This window comes from Aliiroseovarius lamellibrachiae, from assembly GCF_018599245.1.
GTDB classification, from domain to species: Bacteria; Pseudomonadota; Alphaproteobacteria; order Rhodobacterales; family Rhodobacteraceae; genus Aliiroseovarius; species Aliiroseovarius lamellibrachiae.
In genome coordinates, this window is sequence record NZ_JAHEVJ010000002.1 from 182,850 (window position 1) to 199,495 (window position 16,646).

Annotated in this window: 16 protein-coding genes; 9 read left to right on the forward strand and 7 right to left on the reverse strand. The window is 58.9% G+C overall.

All coding sequences use genetic code 11. The annotated features are described in order from the left end of the window. Positions 1 to 52 precede the first annotated feature (52 nt). Positions 53 to 949, reverse strand: coding sequence for a DMT family transporter (locus KKW20_RS04300; RefSeq protein WP_214566378.1), 897 nt, complete (start codon positions 947 to 949; stop codon positions 53 to 55). Between the two features lie 272 nt (positions 950 to 1,221). Between KKW20_RS04300 and KKW20_RS04305 the strand changes: the two genes are divergently transcribed. Next, positions 1,222 to 2,415 carry an aspartate aminotransferase family protein gene (locus KKW20_RS04305; RefSeq protein ID WP_214566380.1) on the forward strand — a complete coding sequence of 398 codons (1,194 nt, stop codon included), beginning with the start codon at positions 1,222 to 1,224 and terminating at the stop codon, positions 2,413 to 2,415. Beyond that, on the forward strand, positions 2,412 to 3,338 hold the full coding sequence (argF, locus tag KKW20_RS04310; RefSeq protein WP_214566382.1) for an ornithine carbamoyltransferase: 927 nt from the start codon (positions 2,412 to 2,414) through the stop codon (positions 3,336 to 3,338). Before KKW20_RS04305 ends, argF begins: the two co-directional genes overlap by 4 nt. Before the next feature lie 86 nt (positions 3,339 to 3,424). Here argF and KKW20_RS04315 read toward each other — a convergent pair whose 3' ends face one another. The 3 genes from KKW20_RS04315 to hrpB all read right to left on the reverse strand — a co-directional run bounded on the left by KKW20_RS04315 (position 3,425) and on the right by hrpB (position 8,207). Beyond that, positions 3,425 to 4,906: an inorganic phosphate transporter gene (locus KKW20_RS04315; RefSeq protein ID WP_214566384.1), complete on the reverse strand. Its 1,482-nt coding sequence runs from the start codon at positions 4,904 to 4,906 to the stop codon at positions 3,425 to 3,427. Between the two features lie 204 nt (positions 4,907 to 5,110). Further along, positions 5,111 to 5,569, reverse strand: a complete 459-nt coding sequence (locus tag KKW20_RS04320) for an NUDIX hydrolase (protein ID WP_214566386.1) — start codon at positions 5,567 to 5,569, stop codon at positions 5,111 to 5,113. Between the two features lie 175 nt (positions 5,570 to 5,744). Beyond that, positions 5,745 to 8,207, reverse strand: a complete 2,463-nt coding sequence (gene hrpB, locus KKW20_RS04325; RefSeq protein WP_214566388.1) for an ATP-dependent helicase HrpB — start codon at positions 8,205 to 8,207, stop codon at positions 5,745 to 5,747. A gap of 108 nt (positions 8,208 to 8,315) precedes the next feature. Between hrpB and meaB the strand changes: the two genes are divergently transcribed. From meaB to KKW20_RS04355, 6 genes are all read left to right on the forward strand, one after another. After that, positions 8,316 to 9,299, forward strand: coding sequence for a methylmalonyl Co-A mutase-associated GTPase MeaB (gene meaB / locus KKW20_RS04330; RefSeq protein ID WP_214566390.1), 984 nt, complete (start codon positions 8,316 to 8,318; stop codon positions 9,297 to 9,299). A gap of 360 nt (positions 9,300 to 9,659) precedes the next feature. Further along, complete coding sequence (locus KKW20_RS04335) at positions 9,660 to 11,489, forward strand: ABC transporter ATP-binding protein (RefSeq protein WP_214566392.1); 1,830 nt, start codon at positions 9,660 to 9,662, stop codon at positions 11,487 to 11,489. Between the two features lie 59 nt (positions 11,490 to 11,548). After that, on the forward strand, positions 11,549 to 11,842 hold the full coding sequence (locus tag KKW20_RS04340) for a hypothetical protein (protein WP_214566394.1): 294 nt from the start codon (positions 11,549 to 11,551) through the stop codon (positions 11,840 to 11,842). A gap of 291 nt (positions 11,843 to 12,133) precedes the next feature. After that, positions 12,134 to 12,421, forward strand: a complete 288-nt coding sequence (gene rpmB, locus KKW20_RS04345; RefSeq protein ID WP_214566396.1) for a 50S ribosomal protein L28 — start codon at positions 12,134 to 12,136, stop codon at positions 12,419 to 12,421. 185 nt (positions 12,422 to 12,606) lie between these two features. Continuing rightward, positions 12,607 to 12,954 carry a hypothetical protein gene (locus tag KKW20_RS04350; RefSeq protein WP_214566398.1) on the forward strand — a complete coding sequence of 116 codons (348 nt, stop codon included), beginning with the start codon at positions 12,607 to 12,609 and terminating at the stop codon, positions 12,952 to 12,954. Positions 12,955 to 13,130: 176 nt separating this feature from the next. After that, the gene (locus tag KKW20_RS04355) at positions 13,131 to 13,658 is read left to right on the forward strand and encodes a copper chaperone PCu(A)C (protein ID WP_425514254.1); all 528 of its coding nucleotides are present in this window, start codon (positions 13,131 to 13,133) and stop codon (positions 13,656 to 13,658) included. 405 nt (positions 13,659 to 14,063) lie between these two features. Here the strand turns inward: KKW20_RS04355 and KKW20_RS04360 are convergent, their stop codons facing one another. Together KKW20_RS04360 and KKW20_RS04365 are read right to left on the reverse strand one after the other, a co-directional pair. Further along, positions 14,064 to 14,756, reverse strand: coding sequence for an NAD-dependent deacylase (locus KKW20_RS04360; protein WP_214566400.1), 693 nt, complete (start codon positions 14,754 to 14,756; stop codon positions 14,064 to 14,066). Positions 14,757 to 14,772: 16 nt separating this feature from the next. After that, positions 14,773 to 15,423 carry a winged helix-turn-helix transcriptional regulator gene (locus KKW20_RS04365; protein WP_214566401.1) on the reverse strand — a complete coding sequence of 217 codons (651 nt, stop codon included), beginning with the start codon at positions 15,421 to 15,423 and terminating at the stop codon, positions 14,773 to 14,775. A 115-nt stretch (positions 15,424 to 15,538) separates the two neighbouring features. On the opposite strand from KKW20_RS04365, the gene KKW20_RS04370 reads away from it, so the two are divergent. Continuing rightward, the gene (locus tag KKW20_RS04370) at positions 15,539 to 15,985 is read left to right on the forward strand and encodes a low molecular weight protein-tyrosine-phosphatase (RefSeq protein WP_214566403.1); all 447 of its coding nucleotides are present in this window, start codon (positions 15,539 to 15,541) and stop codon (positions 15,983 to 15,985) included. A gap of 267 nt (positions 15,986 to 16,252) precedes the next feature. On the opposite strand, the gene KKW20_RS04375 is transcribed toward KKW20_RS04370, so the two are convergent. After that, entirely contained in the window at positions 16,253 to 16,561 is a 309-nt protein-coding gene (locus tag KKW20_RS04375) for a hypothetical protein (RefSeq protein WP_214566405.1), read from the reverse strand. Positions 16,562 to 16,646 lie beyond the last annotated feature (85 nt).

Here is a 16,646-nt window from a genome sequence, read left to right on the forward strand (position 1 = left end):
CGGTGAATTCACAAGCGTCTATTTTAGTCACAAGTGCGCGGGATACAAGCCATTAGCGTGCGGGATTTGATTGCCGCGCGCGATTGCGCCCCTCGCGCCAGGCCAAAAGCACGCCGCCCGCAATGATGATCGCGGCCCCGATCAGGCTGGTGGACACGGGGATCACCCCGAAACTGACAAAGTCGTAAAGCCCGGCAAAGATCAGCGTGGCGTATTGGAAAGGGGCGACAAAGCTTGCGTCGGCCCGCTTCATGCCTTGGATGAAACAGGCCTGTGCGGCGGCCATCATCATGCCCAATGCCGCCAAGGCCAGCCATTGCCCGGTGCTGGGCCATTGCCAGACCCAGACCACGGCAAAGGTCGCAATCGCACAGCCAATTGCATTGTTAAACCACAGAATTTGCAGGGGAATTTCACGACCCGTTAGGCGTTTGATCAAGGTGATTTCAAAGCCCATCACCAGTGCCGCCGCCAAAGCCAACAGGGCTGCGGGGTGAAAACTGCCGCCGCCCGGCTGCACCAAAATCACCGTGCCGATCAAGGCGATGCCCGCCGCCGCCCACCGCCACGGGCCAACCCGTTCACCCAGCAATGGCACCGCCAGCACCATCGCAATCACCGGATTAAGAAAGCTGATCGCCGTGGCATCCGCCAGTGGAATAAAGGTCACCGCCGCAAACATCAGCGATATGCCCATCCAGCCAGAGGCCGAGCGCGCCACATGCAGCCCAAGGTGCGGGCGCGCAAACTTTGGTCGCATCACCCCAACCGCACCGCTGATCGCCAGAAACGCAAAGAAAAACCGCCCGTGGCTGATCTGTAACGGATGCAATGGATCGCCCAGGTGATTCTGCCCCGCCAGTTTGGCCAGCAAAGTTGTCCCCGCAATCAGGCTCGATGCCAGCAGGATAAATCCCGCAGCGGCAATGGGGTTTTGGCGCGTTTCCATCCAAGCTGCCTATCGCGGGTTGCCCCACAAGAGAAGCCATTTTGTGAAAAGACTGGACAGAATGCGGCGCGCTCGTTATTTCCGCCTCATGATCAAACGGACCACCCTTGCCCGCGGCATGACCGCAGACCGACGCCGACGCACCCGCGCCTGACGTCCGCCCGTTGATCCCTGCGCCCTATTGGCGCACCCACTTCAAACGTACTGAAATTGTTGACTTGCGGTTCGCCACGCGGCACCACATGACTTCTTGATTTGTGAAGGACAGACCTATGATCCCATCGCTTTTGCCCACCTATAACCGTGTCGACCTTGCCTTTGAGCACGGTCAAGGCAGCTGGCTTGTGACGGAGGGCGGCGCGCGATACCTTGATCTGGGCGCCGGTATTGCGGTGAACGCTTTGGGTCACGCGCATCCGGCCTTGGTTGCGGTGCTGACCGAACAGGCGCAGAAGCTTTGGCATGTTTCGAACCTTTATAAAATCCCCGCGCAACAGGCGCTTGCGGATGCTTTGGTGGATCAAACCTTTGCCGACACTGCCTTTTTCACCAATTCCGGCACCGAGGCGTGCGAGCTGTCAGTAAAGATGGCGCGCAAATACTGGTACGATCAGGACCAGCCCGAGCGGGTCGAGATCATCGGCTTTGAAGGCTCGTTTCACGGGCGCTCCTCGGCCGGGATTGCGGCCGCCGGTGGGGAAAAGCTGACCAAAGGCTTTGGCCCGCTTTTGCCCGGATTTACCCATATTCCTTTTGCGGATTTGGACGCGCTGAAGGCGGCGATTTCCGACCAAACCGCCGCTGTGATCATCGAACCCGTGCAGGGCGAGGGCGGCATTCGCCCGGTGTCTGACGCCGATCTGAAAGCGATCCGCGAGATCTGTGACGCGGCGGGTATCCTGCTTATCTTTGACGAAGTGCAATGCGGCATGGGCCGGACCGGTAAGCTTTTTGCCCATGAATGGGCGGGCGTGACGCCTGACATTATGATGGTCGCCAAGGGCATCGGCGGGGGGTTTCCGCTGGGCGCTGTGTTGGCCACGCAAAAGGCCGCATCGGGCATGGTTGCGGGCACACATGGCTCAACTTACGGCGGCAATCCACTTGCTTGCGCGGTGGGCGGCAAGGTGATGGACATCGTGTCCGATCCCGACTTCCTCGCAGATGTGAACCGCAAAGCGGGCGCGTTTCGTCAGGGGCTTGAGGGCTTGGTTGCCAGCCACCCGGACGTGTTTGAAGAGGTGCGCGGCACAGGCTTGATGCTGGGACTGAAATGCAAAGCGGTGAACATGGACGTGCTTGCCGCCTGTTATGATGCGCATCTTTTGTGTGTGCCGGCGGCGGATAATGTGATCCGGATCCTGCCTGCATTGACCATCGAAGACGAAGATATTGGCGCGGCTTTGACGCGTCTGGACCAAGCGGCGACCGCTGTTGAGCAAGCCGTAGAAGGGAACACCCAATGACACATTTTCTCGACATCAACAAAACCGATGTGGCCGACCTAAAGGGGATGATTTCCCAAGCGCACGCGATGAAACAGGCGCGCAAAGGCCAGCCGAAAGCAACGCCAGACGCGGACCAACCTTTGGCCAACCACATGGTTGCGCTGATCTTTGAAAAACCGTCCACCCGGACGCGGGTCAGCTTTGATGTGGGCGTGCGCCAGTTGGGCGGTCAGACCATGGTGCTGTCGGGATCAGAAATGCAGCTGGGCCACGGCGAAACCGTTGCCGACACGGCCAAGGTTCTGTCGCGTTACGTCGATATGATCATGATCCGCACGTTTGAGGAAGCGACCCTGCTTGAGATGGCGGAATACGCTGACGTGCCGGTCATCAACGGGCTGACCGACCGCACGCACCCCTGCCAGATCATGGCCGACATCCTGACCTATGAAGAGCATCGCGGGTCCATTGCCGGCAAAAAAGTGGTCTGGACCGGCGATGGCAACAACGTCTGCGCGTCGTTCATTCACGCGGCGGGCCAGTTCGGATTTGATCTGACCTTTGCCGGGCCAGAGGTGCTGGACCCCGAGGCGGTGTTCGTGCGCGAAGCCCGCGAAAAAGGCGTGAAGATTGAGATTGAGCGTGACCCGATGAAAGCCGTCGAGGGTGCGGATCTTCTGGTCGCGGACACTTGGGTGTCGATGCATGACGCCCCATCCGCGCGCGAACGTCGCCACAATCTGCTGCGCCCCTATCAGGTGAATGACGAACTGATGGCCGGCGCCAAGGAGGACGCGCTGTTCATGCATTGTCTGCCCGCGCACCGCGAAGAAGAGGTCACAAATTCGGTTATGGACGGGCCACAATCGGTGATTTTCGACGAGGCGGAAAACCGGCTGCACGCGCAAAAAGCGGTGATGCGTTGGTGTCTGGGCAAGTAATCGAGACACTGGTCTGAACATCAAAAAAGCCGCGCTCATGGGCGCGGCTTTTCTAATTCTAGGCTCGGCCTTTCAAACGTGATTGATCAGCCAACCATCGCGTTCAACACCAGGAAAATCACAGCCGACATCGCGGCGGCGGCGGGTACGGTGATCACCCAGGCGGCGACAATGGTCATGAAATGTGACCGGCGCACCAGCTTGCGGCGACGACGTTCCTCGGCCGGGATGCGTTTCACTTCTGGGCGGTTGGCGGCGGTGCGGCGCAGGCGACGCTCCATATGAAACTCGCGATAAAACCCAACCCCAAACACGCCGCCCACGGCGATATGGGTGGAAGAAACCGGAAGCCCCAACCAGCTGGCCACAATCACGGTGATCGCGGCAGACAAGGCCACACAATAGGCGCGCATTGGGTTCAGTTTGGTGATCTGGCTGCCGACCATACGGATCAGTTTTGGACCAAACAGCACCAACCCGAACGAAATTCCGACGGCCCCAATCACCATCACCCAGAGCGGGATCGGCACCTTGGCGGCAAAATCCCCCACGCTTTCGGCATGCACAATCGCGGCGAGCGGCCCCACCGCATTGGCCACGTCATTGGCGCCATGGGCAAAGGACAAAAGCGCGGCGGAAAAAATCAGCGGCAGGCCAAACAGCGTCTTGACCGACTTCGTGCGGTTTTCCAGACCTTCGGCCTGTTTTGCAATCAGGGGCGCGGTGATGGCATAGGCCGCCCCGCCGATCAGGGCGCCGATGATGATCGCGGTTACCAGGTCGATCTTAATGATATGTTTGACGCCTTTGATCGCCAGATAGGCCCCGAAAGCGGCGGCCATGATGCCGATCAACACCGGAACCCAGCGTTTCGCGGCGGCAATCTTGTCGTCCTGATAGATGATTTTGGCCTTGATGAAGGCGAGAAACAGCGCCGCAATCGCGCCGCCCAGGACCGGGGAAATCACCCAGCTTGCGGCGATTTTGCCCATGGTGGGCCAGTTGACCGCGCTTATCCCTGCCGCAGCGATACCCGCGCCCATCACGCCACCGACGATGGAGTGGGTGGTCGAAACCGGTGCGCCAACCCAAGTGGCAAGGTTCAGCCACAGCGCCGCCGAAAGCAGCGCCGCCATCATCGCCCAGACAAAGATACGCACATCGGCAAACCCCGAGGGGTCAATGATGCCCTTGGAAATGGTTGACACCACATCGCCGCCGGCCAGAAGCGCGCCGAGGCTTTCGAAAAGGGCCGCAATCACGATTGCCCCCCCCATGGTCAGCGCATTTGCGCCCACTGCCGGGCCCATATTGTTGGCCACGTCATTGGCGCCGATATTGATCGCCATATAGGCGCCGAAGGCTGCGGCCATCACCACGACCAGCGAGGTCGGCGTACCACCAAAGAACACCGCAGATCCAATGGCCACCAACACGATAAAGGCCAGCGCGACCCCCAGACCAACCATTGGCCGCGAGATATATTGTGCCGCATATTCAACTTGGCTGATCTTGTTCAGATCCTTGTCCAGCGTCTTCCACTGGCTGCCGTTTGGTTCACCTGCCATCGCCCTCAGTCCCCTTCGTGTTGGCCCTTTGGTCAATGACCATGTTTCCGGGCCCAAATGCCACCATTGGCGGCGCGTGTGCATTTGTGGATTTCAACCTGTCACCAAGGGTGAAAAGCTGTTGTCACACAGACGTTACATTTCCCTGCACGCGCTAGCGTGTCAGGGCTTAGATTGCAACAGATTCGAAAGGGGATGTGAGGTTTAGAAACGCCGCAGCAGCTTTTTCAACCCAGGCTCATTGACCATCTTGGCGGCCTCTTCCGGGGCGACCCAAGTGCGGGTGCGTTCACAGGCTTCGGGGAATTCGTCCGCCATCTCTTTGACACGCAAGGGAAATACCTTGGTGGAACAGCGCGCCACCGCACCATTGTCCAGTTCTTTGTCGTAGGTGAAAGCGCCAATCGGGTCTTGCTTTGGCATGCCATTCACAACGCCGGCCTCTTCCCAAGCTTCTTGGGCGGCGGCCTCTGCGCTGTTTTTACCCACCATCGGCCAGCCTTTTGGCAAGATCCAACGCCCGGTGCCGCGCGATGTGATCAACAACACCTCTTTCTCCGCACCCTTACCGCGATAGCAAAGGGCGGCCACCTGCTCATGGAACGGGCGACGAAAAAGGGGAGAGACAAGCTCTTCCCAAGCGGTTTGAAAAATGGGTGGCATTGGACTTAATCGGGCCTGTCGCGTTGCTTCATTGGTTAATTATTGCGCTTCTAGGTAAATAAAGTGTTTCTTCAGCATGTTACAACCCCGCTGCCCCACGAAATCCTCACAAAACCGCGATAATTGGCCAGAAAACCCCTCAAATTGCGGGTTTCATCGCCAGTTTCCCACTTTTTCAGCGTTTTCGCGGTTTGGCCCGAAGCGTTGGATCCGCCTGTGTCGGGTCCTCGGGCCACGGATGTTTTGGATACCGCCCGCGCATATCTTTACGCACATCCGCATAAGAACTGGCCCAAAAACCGGGAATATCCAGCGTGGTTTGCACCGGTTTTCGCCCCGGCGACAGAAGCGTCACGCGAAGCGGCGTGCGCCCGACCATCGGATGACGCGTCACGCCAAACAGCTCTTGCAGACGGATTTCGATCTCGGGATGGTCCCCCGAATAATCAATCGGCACCTTGCGCCCCAAAGGTGTGGTGAAATGCGCGGGCGATGCTTGATCCAGCGCCTGCATTGCGTTCCAATCCAGCCGTCCGCGCAACGCGTCCAGCGCGTCGAACTTCTTCCAATCGGCGGTGGTTCTCACGCCGGTCAGATGGGGCAGCAACCAATCGTCAAGCTGGTCCATCAACGCGGCATCAGACATGTCCGGCAGGTCAACACCCCCCTCGCGCACCAATTCCACCCGCGCCACAAATCGCTTGGCGGCATCGCTCAGTTTAAGTCCCACCTCCCGAACGCCGTCCAGCATCGCGCGGGCCACAGTGTCCGTGGGCACGTCTTTCCAGATGCGATCCTCCAGCACCAAGGCGCCCAAGCGTTCTTGCTGGCGGGCCACCACGCGCCCGTCCCGTTTGGACCAAACGCAGGCGTCCTGCCATGAGATTTGATCAGCAAACAGCGCCCGAACCTCACCGTCAGAGATTTGCACCGCTTGGCGGATTTTGGCCTCGCGCGGGTTGCCGTCGGTATCCGTGACCACAATCAGACGGGCGTTCGCAAGCGGCGACGCCTCGTCCATCACACAGCCTTTGCCGCCGGACAGGATGAACCGGGGCATGTCACCGGGGCGGCGCATCCCGATACGGTCGGGATAAGCGAGGGCCGCCATTTGCGCGTCGGTCAGATCACCCGCCAACGCACCCGCCGCATCCACCATGCGCGCGATGCGTTTCATCTCTGCCCGGATGCGCTCAACCCCGCCGCGATTGGCGTTGATGCCGCGCCGATTTGCAAACCCCTTGGGGTCACGGATCGCCTCAAGCCGCAGGGTCAGGTCCAGATCAACGCCGCGCGGCAGGGGGTCGCGATCCCCCCACAGGGCCGCCAAAGGCGCCGCCGCCCGCCCGGCCATCACCATCATATGGCCAAGGCGCGGATGCATCGGCAGGCGGGCAAGCTGTCGCCCGTGTTTGGTGATGCTGCCGTCTTTGGTAAGCGCCCCGAGTGCGCGCAACAGCGCCTGCGCCTCGCCCAAAACACCCGCATTTGGGGGCGTCAAAAACGCCAGATCGGACCCATCCGCCGATCCCCACGCCGCAAGCTCCAACGCCAAAGGGGCCAGATCAGCGGTTTCAATCTCAGCAGGTGGGAAAGGGGGCAAGCCGCCCTCTTCGCCGCGGGTCCACAGCCGGTAACAGGTGCCGGGGGCCACACGCCCCGCGCGGCCTTGTCGTTGTGTGGCCTCAGCCTTTGACACCCGTTCGGTGACCAGTCGCGACATGCCTGATCCTGGATCAAACCGCGCCCGGCGCGCCAGCCCCGCGTCGACCACCACGCGGATGTCCTGAATGGTCAGCGATGTTTCGGCGATCGCCGTGGCCAGCACAATTTTGCGCCCCTCTTTGGCGGGGGCGATGGCGGCGCGCTGCGCAGAAAACTCCATCGCGCCGTAAAGCGGATGCAGGTGGCAGCCCTTGGGCAGTCGCGCCTTTAACGCGCCTTCGCAGCGGCGAATTTCCCCTTCGCCGGGTAGAAACACCAAGACGCCACCTTCGGTTTGCGACAGCGCCTCCATGACCAGATCAGCCGTCGCCTCTGGCACCCGCGCGCCCTTGGGCAAAGCCCGTTCCAGATGGCGGGTTTCCACCGGAAAGGCCCGCCCGTCAGAGCGCACAATCGGCGCGTCATCCAGCAACTTCGCCACCGGTTCGGCGTCCAAGGTCGCAGACATCACCACCAGCTTCAGATCCTCGCGCAGCGCGCCCATCGCCTCCCACGTCAGCGCCAATCCAAGGTCGGCGGTCAGGGAGCGTTCGTGGAATTCATCAAAGATCACCGCGCCCACGCCCGCAAGCGAGGGATCGGATTGCAACATGCGGGTCAGAATGCCCTCGGTGACCACTTCGATGCGGGTGGATTTCGACACTTTCGCCTCGCCGCGAATGCGGTAACCAACGGTGTCGCCCGCCCGTTCGCCCAAGGTCTGCGCCATGCGTTCGGCGGCAGTGCGCGCGGCCAAACGGCGCGGTTCCAACATCAAAAGCCGCCCGTCAAAGACGCCCGCCGATAACATCTCTAGCGGAACCACAGTGGTTTTCCCCGCACCGGGAGGGGCCATCAACACCGCGCGACCCGCGTCTTTTAGCGCGGCCAAAAGGGCAGGGATGGCGTCGTGGATGGGCAAATCTGTCGTCATCCCCCCTTATCAAGCGCTTGGGACAAATCGTCCAGCCCCGCGATGGTCTTGCACTCTGGACATGCGCGCCCGCACAAGGCAAAAAACCTAAAACCGGGAGGGGCGCAAATGGACATTCAGGATCTGGCAAAACGTGTGGCTGCGGGCGAACGACGCGCCCTTGCGCGCGCCATCACCTTGGTGGAAAGCGCACGCGATGATCACCGCGCGCAGGCTTGCGAGTTGCTTGAAACCCTTGCGCCCTTAAACCGACAGGCCCTGCGCATTGGCCTGTCTGGCACGCCGGGCGTGGGGAAATCCACTTTTATCGAAGCTTTCGGCATGTTCCTGATCGAAAAGAACCTGAAGGTTGCGGTGCTGGCCGTGGATCCAAGCTCCACCCGGTCGGGCGGATCTATTTTGGGCGATAAAACCCGGATGGAGAGCCTGTCACGCGAGAAAAACGCGTTCATCCGCCCGTCGCCATCCCAATCGCAATTGGGCGGTGTGGCGCGGCGCACGCGCGAAGCGGTGGCGCTGTGTGAAGCGGCCGGGTTTGACATCGTGCTGATTGAAACCGTCGGTGTGGGGCAATCCGAGACCATGGTTGCGGAAATGTCCGATCTGTTCCTGCTGCTGCTCGCGCCGGCTGGCGGGGATGAGCTTCAGGGTGTGAAACGCGGCATCATGGAAATCGCTGATCTGATTTTGGTGAACAAAGCCGACGGTCCGCTTGAAACCACGGCCATGCGCACCTGTGCCGATTACGCCGGCGCGCTGCGCCTTTTGCGAAAACGGGTTTACGACCCCGAGGGATTTCCCAAGGCGATGATGGTCTCGGCCATGACGCAAAAAGGTCTGCCAGAGGCGTGGAACGCGATGGAGGAGCTGGTGGGGTGGCGCCGCACTGAAGGACATTGGACCAAACGCCGGTCTGAGCAAGCCCGTCATTGGTTCGAAGAAGACGTGCGCATCGGGCTGTTGGCCGCCTTGGAACGTGGGGACATCCGCGACCATTTGCAAATGCTGGGCAGTCAGGTTGCGCGCGGCGAAGTTGGCCCCACCAAAGCCGCTGAGGAAATGATCGCGCATATTCGCGGCGCTAAGGTTTAAGAGCCAAGTTTTAAAAGCTTTCTTGCCTTCGGCGAGGATATTTTTGGAAAGAGGAAAAGGGCGGCCTGTCTTCCTCTTTCTATAAATATCCAAATCGAACCTCTTTTGCAGGCGCGCGGGGGCGGGTTTGGCACCTCCGCCACTCAGCCCTTGATATACGCTAACATCTGCGCTAGGCCTTATGTCAGCCACGAAGGAGATGTGACGATGAAGCCAGTCAGGACCCTATACCGACATTAAGTCGCCGGTTCTGCTTGTGGGTTGGTGTCTGTCGCCCGCCCCCCGTTTCATCCCATCCTTCCGCGCCAAATTCCTCTTTGCGTCTGTTTTTCGGCCCTCGTTGGCCTGCTTGGAGCCCTTATGTTTCGCTATTTTGAGAACCTCGTCGATCCCTTTGCGCCCGATGACGGCGCGACCCCGCCCGCCACGCTTTGGGCCTATATGAAAACCCATTACGGTCCCTTTAAAAAGTGGATGGTGTGGTTGGCGCTGACCGGTGTGATGGTTGCGTTGATTGAGACGGGGTTGATTTTCTACACCGGGCGTGTGGTTGATTTGATGAGCCGTTCTGCGCCCGAAAGTTTCTGGGCCACCCATGGGATTGAACTGTTGTTGGCAGCACTTTTCATCCTGATCCTGCGGCCCATTGCGATTGTCGCCAACAAGTTTTTCCTGGAACAAACCCTTGCGGGCAACATGCAGGAACAGGTTCGTTGGCGCGCGCATAAGCACCTGTTGGGCCAATCGCTGTCGTTTTTCCAAAACGATTTTGCGGGGCGTTTGTCGAACCGGGTGATGCAGCTGGGCGGCGCGGTGGAAGACAGCACCTATATGTTTTTTGAGGCGATTTTCTATGCCACAACTTATGTGCTGTCGGCGATGTTGATCCTTGGCGCGGTGGATTGGCGCCTGTCCTTGCCGCTTGGCATCTGGCTGGTGCTTTACGTGGCATATGTGCGGCATATTTCGGCCCGTGTGGCGATCGCGTCTGAGAAATGGTCGGATGCGCGCTCGCTTGTAAATGGCCGTGTGGTCGATGCCTATGCCAACATTGAAAGCGTGAAACTGTTTGCCCAAGGGCAGGGCGAAGAGCGGTATGTGCTGTTTGCCATGCGCCGGTTGCGCCTGCGGTTCATGCGGTTTTTGCGGTTGATGACCGAGCTGTCTTTTGGCCTGAACATCCTCAATGGTTTGCTTATTACCGGCGTGCTTGGCCCGGCGCTTTGGCTGTGGACAAAGGGGGTGATTTCGGTGGGTGAGGTGGCTGCGGCCTCTGCCCTGACCGTGCGGCTGAACGGCATGTCCGGGTGGATTATGTGGGTGACCATTCGTCTGTTTGAACATTTCGGTGTGATCCGCGAGGGGCTGCGCTCGATCGCGGTGCCGCATGAGCTGACCGATGTGCGGGATGCCCCCGCGCTTCAGATCGGCAAAGGCGAAATCCGCTTTGACGCGCTGACGCATCATTATGGCAAGGGCAAAGGGGGCTTGGACAATGTCACCATCACCGTGAAGCCCGGCGAAAAAGTTGGCCTTGTGGGCCGGTCTGGCGCGGGAAAATCCAGCCTTGTGAACCTGCTTATGCGGTTTCGTGACCCCGAAGGCGGGCGGATTGAGATCGACGGGCAAGATGTGTCCAAAGTGACCCAAGACAGCCTGCGCGCGCAAATCGGCATGGTCACCCAAGACAGCAGCCTGCTGCACCGCTCGGTGCGCGCCAACATCCTTTATGGGCGTCCCGATGCCACCGAGGACCAGATGATCGCCGCCGCCACACGGGCTGAGGCGCAGGAGTTCATCACCACGCTTGAGGACCCTCAGGGGCGCAAGGGCTATAACGCGCAAGTGGGCGAACGCGGCGTGAAACTGTCCGGTGGGCAACGCCAACGGGTCGCCATCGCGCGGGTCATGCTAAAGGACGCGCCGATCTTGGTGCTGGACGAGGCGACATCCGCGCTCGATAGCGAAGTGGAAGCCGCGATCCAGAAGACCCTTTACGGCATGATGCAAGGCAAAACCGTGATCGCCATCGCCCACCGCCTGTCAACCATCGCGCAAATGGACCGGATCATTGTGCTCGATGAAGGCCGCGTGATCGAAGACGGCACCCATGATGAACTTCTCACCGCGAAAGGCACCTACGCCGGGCTGTGGGGTCGTCAGTCGGGTGGGTTCCTGGCTGAGGAATAAAACAGCGTGTGCCTCATGCCCGTATGCCGATATAACTATTGTGAATTTGGAGTGATCTGTTGAAACGCTTAAAGGAAAAAGCAGGAGCAGTTGCCGGTGTGTGTGCTGCGTCAGGCATTGGGATGAAAGCCGCTGGCTTGTATGCAATCGTCAATGCATCAACTGGGGTCACTATGCTTGGCTCGGTCGCCGCTGGCTCGACCGCAGCTGGTACGACTGGCATCATTGCCGGCACCGCTGGTGTTATTGGTGCAACTGGGGCAATTTTAATGAGTCCCGTTGTTATTGGTGGGGGCAGCATAATTGCCGCCTCAGTCTATTTGCCGAAGCTCATTAAGTCGGTCAAGAAATAGGCTTCAAACGATGCTTCCACCCTTGTCCCACCGCACCGTTTGCCATAAACCACGCTTAAGTTGGCGCGGTATGTCCTCAACTCGAAAACCCCCTTGCGACTCACTTGACGCGGACCCTGATCCCCGGTAATGAGCGCGAACGGAATTCGAGGTGCGGCCGTTGGCGGCGCCTATTACTATAGACCGGCCAAACGTGGGTATCCCATCAGGACGGTGTAAGGGCAGGGGCCGATCCCCATGTTCGCGCACCGAAAATCCCACCAATCTGGCCCGATAAGCAAGGAAAAGACCATGTCGCGAGTTTGCGAACTGACCGGAAAAGGCCCAATGACTGGCAACAATGTCAGCCACGCCAAAAACAGAACCCGTCGTCGGTTTCTGCCAAACCTGAACGATGTGACGCTGCAGTCGGAAACCCTGGGCCGTGGATTTAAATTCCGCATCTCAGCTGCTGCTTTGCGCACCGTTGATCACCGCGGTGGTCTGGACGCGTTCATGGCGAAAGCAAAAGACACCGAGCTGTCGGCCTCTGCTTTGAAAATCAAAAAAGATATCGCTAAAGCTCAAGCTGCTGCTTAAGGTTTAGATCCCGGTTCACACCGGTAGGATGCGCCGCCCTTGGGAAACCTTGGGCGGCTTTTCCTGTTTGGGTGTTGCCCGAAGGCCCCACCGGGAGGTGCCGGTCACCGCCGTTTATGCCTGCGTTTTGCCCCTGTGCCTTTTTGTCTCTTGCATGGCTGAAAAAAGAGGCATAGCTCTTGTGCATGATCCGCGGTTTGATTTCATATCTCTTGGCGCTCGTGCTGACTGTGACCGGCTTTTCGCTGGCACAAGCCCGTGGCGAGAACCCCGGGGCCGGTTTAGGGCTCGAGATGGTGATCTGCACCGGGATCGGCATGACAACCATCACGCTTGGTCCTGATGGGGAACCGGTTGAGACACAGCATGTCTGCCCGGATGGCGGCCAGATCTTTACCACCGCTTTTGCGCTGCCCAGCTTGGACCGGCCCGAAGCGCGACTGATTGCGGTTCTCACCACGCCAGATCATGCCTCTGTCACCCAGAACCCCGCGCTGTCACCCTCAGCCCGCGGCCCTCCCGCATTGATCTAAACGCATTCGTCAGAAGCGTTTTGTTGTCTGTTCATGGGGCCGAACTGCGCCCAAATTCCATCTGAGCAGAGCGCAAAACGACCGCTGATATGCGGCGTTCCCCCACACGCGCTTGATCCAAAATATCCAAGATCTCCTGTGCGTTTCTTAATTAGATCAATATGATAGGAGCTACTATGACCCAAACTATGACCCCGGTGAAAACCCTTCTGGCCGCAGGCGCCGCCGCCCTTTTCGCCCTTCCGGCATTTGCCGATAGCCAGATTATGGTGAAGGATGCCTATGCGCGCGCTTCTGGCATGATGGCCACCGCTGGGGCGGCGTTCATGCAAATTGAAAACCACGGCGACGAAGACGATCAGCTGATCGACGCGCGATCAGATATTGCGAAAAAGGTCGAGCTGCACACCCATAAGATCGACGATCAGGGTGTGGCCAAGATGCTGCATGTCCCCGAAGGCTTCACCATCCCAGCGGGCGGCATGCATGCGCTTGCGCGGGGCGGCGATCATGTGATGTTCATGGGTCTGAATGACAAGATGGAAGATGGCAAAATGGTCACCGTCACGCTGGTCTTTGAAAAAGCCGGCGAGGTCACCATCGAAGTGCCCGTGGACCTTCAGCGCAAGCCAATGAATGGTGCCATGAAGATGGACCACAGCAAAATGGGCAGCGGCGCAATGGCCCCAGCCGCCAGCAACTAAAGTGTGTCCAGTTTTCATCGAAGCATCTGTGCATCTGTCATCGCATTTTGCGTTTGAGCGAAGCGAAAGGCAGCGAACAAGCGATACGATGTGAACTGGAAACGCTCAACCTTGTTGGTCAAAAGAATTTCGGGGATCGAGCCCGTGGATTTGCGTCCCCTGCAGGCTCGATCGTCCCGATCTCGGGGACTAGTCACCCCCAATGGTCGCACCCTAGGGTGCGGCCATTACTTTGTCAGTGTTACAGGTTTTCTGCAACTCAAACTGTTGGAGAACCTCGGCAAAATAGACCTTAAAGCATCACGCCTTTAGCCTGAGGCCGGGAAAAGGCGAGGCGCCTCGAAACCAATCAATGGTGTGGGCGTTTTGCCATAAACCCGTGATTCACGTTTATGGCAAAACGCTTTATTGGCGCAGAATATCCTGCACCCATTCAGGAACAGTTTTCGTCGCTGGCCCAATCCGCGCGTGATCAAAAAGTCCGTTGGTGGTGGATGGCTCAAGATTAATCTCAAGCGTTTGGGCGCCCACCGCATGTGCCTCTGCCACAAAGCCCGCCGCGGGATAAACCGTGCCCGAGGTGCCGATGGCCACAAACAGATCGGCGTCCTGAAGGGCCGTGTAAATCTCCTCCATCCGGTACGGCATTTCGCCAAACCACACGATGTCCGGGCGCGTGTCCGGCCCGCCACAAGACGGGCAGGCGGCCAGATAATCCATGCTCGCAGGTGCCGGCCAGCGATGATCACAGACCGCACAAAGCGCGCCGGGCAGCGTGCCGTGCATATGGATCACATCATCCGCACCTGCGCGTTCATGCAGGTCATCGACATTCTGCGTGACAAGGGTGACACGCCCGTTAAAGGCATCCTGCAGCCGGGCAAGTGCTGCGTGGGCGGCGTTGGGGCTGGCGGCCAGACAATTCGCGCGACGCGCATTATAAAACCCATGCACAAGCGCGGGGTTTCGGGAAAACCCCTCTGGCGTGGCCACATCCTCCAGATCATATTTGGTCCAAAGCCCGTCCTGGTCGCGAAAGGTGCCAAGGCCGCTTTCGGCTGACACCCCGGCCCCGGTCAAAATCACGATGTGGCGCATGTGCCTCCCTTATCGGTTATCGGTGCCCGCCCAGAATATCGATCGCCTTTTGCAAGAGATCCAGCAAGGTCGCGACCTCATGCGGATCCTGTGCTTCAATGCCTTGGGTCTGGGCAAATTCGGTAAAGCGCACATTGCCGCCCGCCACCCGGTCCACATCCGCCCAGGCAAAGGCAATCCGCACTGGCGGAAGCGGCAAGGGCCCCATTTCAAGCGAGACATGCCCATCGGCCACCACCAGCCCAAAAGGCGCCTCGTCAATGATCAGCTCGGCCCGCAAATCGGTTTGCGGCGCCACCGCACGCTCAATCGCGCCGGCCAAAGACACCGCACGATGGCGGCTGTTTTCCGGGTCTGCTGGCTTGTCGGGCGGGGGCAGGCTGCGGCCAAATCGGGCCAGTTCAAACAGGATCGGCCGCGTGGCGGTCCCCTGATCGGTCAAGCGATAGGCCCGACCCGTTTTATTGACCAACCCAGCGTCGACAAGCTCTGACAATCGGGCGGATAACATGTTTGTCGCAATGCCCGGCAACCCCGCCTTGATCTCACCAAAAGAGGTGGGACCCGCGTGAAGTTCTCGCAGGACATGCAACGCCCACCGGTTCCCCATGACATCAAGCGTCAAAGAGATCGGACAGGACTGAGAGTATGGTTTTGCGCGTTTCATACCGCCAAGTATGTGATCCGGGTGGGGGTTTGCAAGTCGCTGGTTGCATATGGGCAACAACTAGCGGATGCATGCAAGGACAGGGGCGATACTCGTGTCCCAACCAGGAGGATCAATGACCCAACATGTGCTTTTCGTCTGTCTCGGCAACATCTGCCGATCCCCCAGTGCCGAAGGGGTCGCGCGTGCGCTAAGCGCCGGACATGACATAGAATTCGACAGCGCGGGAACGTCAGACTGGCATGTGGGTGAACCGCCCTATGCGCCAATGCAGGCGGCGGCAAAGGCGCGTGGATACGATCTTTCCGGCCTGCGCGCGCGCCAATTTACCTCGGCGGATTTTCACCAGTTTGACCTGATCATCGGCATGGATCGCGACAATTGTAAGGGGATCGAGGCCCTGCGCCCGCCCAAAAATGACACGCCGGTGCGTCTTTTTACCGATTTTGCACCCGAGACCGGCATGGATCATGTGCCCGACCCTTATTACACGCGGGACTTTGACCAGACCTTGGATTTGGTCGAGGCGGCGTCTCGTGGATTGTTGCGGGATCTGACGTAAAAAAGGGCCGCGTCTGGCGTGTGCATGGCGGCCCCGTTTCAAGCGACTGTTTCAAACGCTCAAAGCATTTCCAGTTCATACGGTGTCGCTTGTTCGCGGCCTTTCGCTTCGCTCAAACGCGAAAAGCAACATAGGACCACTTCAATGAAACCGGAAACGCTCAAAGCATTTCCAGTTCATACGGTGTCGCTTGTTCGCTGCCTTTCGCTTCGCTCAAACGCAAAAAGCAACATAGGACCACTTCAATGAAACTGAAAACGCTTCAGATCAACTTTCGCAATAGGTGCGTACGGCTTGACCAAATTGTTTGTACTTTTGCCAAAACCGTTCGTCCGATGCGCGATCAGATTGCCGGGTGGATTGGCTTTGATGCGGGTCATTAAAGAATTTCACCACGCGGGTTTGTTCTTTTCGGTTCAACATCGCACTGGCAACATCCTCAATACAGCCACAAAGACTGCGGGATGCGGCGCTGCGATCGGCGCTTAAACACGCTTTCTGGATCCCGCCAGCATGGGCCGCCTGGGATGTCAGAACCGTTGAACTCAGAACACAAGCGATAACCAAGTGTTTCATTTTTCTGCCTCTTTTGCATTGTTCGTCATGCACTGGCCGATTGGCCTGTATTGGGTTCAGATGACTCTCTGCTCCTCATTCCGCA

What these genes read in the sequence shown, in the direction of transcription:
- KKW20_RS04370 (WP_214566403.1), top strand. Translation starts at nt 15,539, where the DNA reads ATGACCCAACATGTGCTTTTCGTCTGTCTCGGCAACATCTGCCGATCC.
- KKW20_RS04335 (WP_214566392.1), top strand. Translation starts at nt 9,660, where the DNA reads ATGTTTCGCTATTTTGAGAACCTCGTCGATCCCTTTGCGCCCGATGAC.
- KKW20_RS04375 (WP_214566405.1), bottom strand. Translation starts at nt 16,561, where the DNA reads ATGAAACACTTGGTTATCGCTTGTGTTCTGAGTTCAACGGTTCTGACA.
- KKW20_RS04365 (WP_214566401.1), bottom strand. Translation starts at nt 15,423, where the DNA reads ATGAAACGCGCAAAACCATACTCTCAGTCCTGTCCGATCTCTTTGACG.
- KKW20_RS04315 (WP_214566384.1), bottom strand. Translation starts at nt 4,906, where the DNA reads ATGGCAGGTGAACCAAACGGCAGCCAGTGGAAGACGCTGGACAAGGAT.
- KKW20_RS04355 (WP_425514254.1), top strand. Translation starts at nt 13,131, where the DNA reads ATGACCCAAACTATGACCCCGGTGAAAACCCTTCTGGCCGCAGGCGCC.
- KKW20_RS04305 (WP_214566380.1), top strand. Translation starts at nt 1,222, where the DNA reads ATGATCCCATCGCTTTTGCCCACCTATAACCGTGTCGACCTTGCCTTT.
- KKW20_RS04360 (WP_214566400.1), bottom strand. Translation starts at nt 14,756, where the DNA reads ATGCGCCACATCGTGATTTTGACCGGGGCCGGGGTGTCAGCCGAAAGC.
- KKW20_RS04350 (WP_214566398.1), top strand. Translation starts at nt 12,607, where the DNA reads ATGATCCGCGGTTTGATTTCATATCTCTTGGCGCTCGTGCTGACTGTG.
- KKW20_RS04320 (WP_214566386.1), bottom strand. Translation starts at nt 5,569, where the DNA reads ATGCCACCCATTTTTCAAACCGCTTGGGAAGAGCTTGTCTCTCCCCTT.
- meaB (WP_214566390.1), top strand. Translation starts at nt 8,316, where the DNA reads ATGGACATTCAGGATCTGGCAAAACGTGTGGCTGCGGGCGAACGACGC.
- KKW20_RS04300 (WP_214566378.1), bottom strand. Translation starts at nt 949, where the DNA reads ATGGAAACGCGCCAAAACCCCATTGCCGCTGCGGGATTTATCCTGCTG.
- hrpB (WP_214566388.1), bottom strand. Translation starts at nt 8,207, where the DNA reads ATGACGACAGATTTGCCCATCCACGACGCCATCCCTGCCCTTTTGGCC.
- rpmB (WP_214566396.1), top strand. Translation starts at nt 12,134, where the DNA reads ATGTCGCGAGTTTGCGAACTGACCGGAAAAGGCCCAATGACTGGCAAC.
- argF (WP_214566382.1), top strand. Translation starts at nt 2,412, where the DNA reads ATGACACATTTTCTCGACATCAACAAAACCGATGTGGCCGACCTAAAG.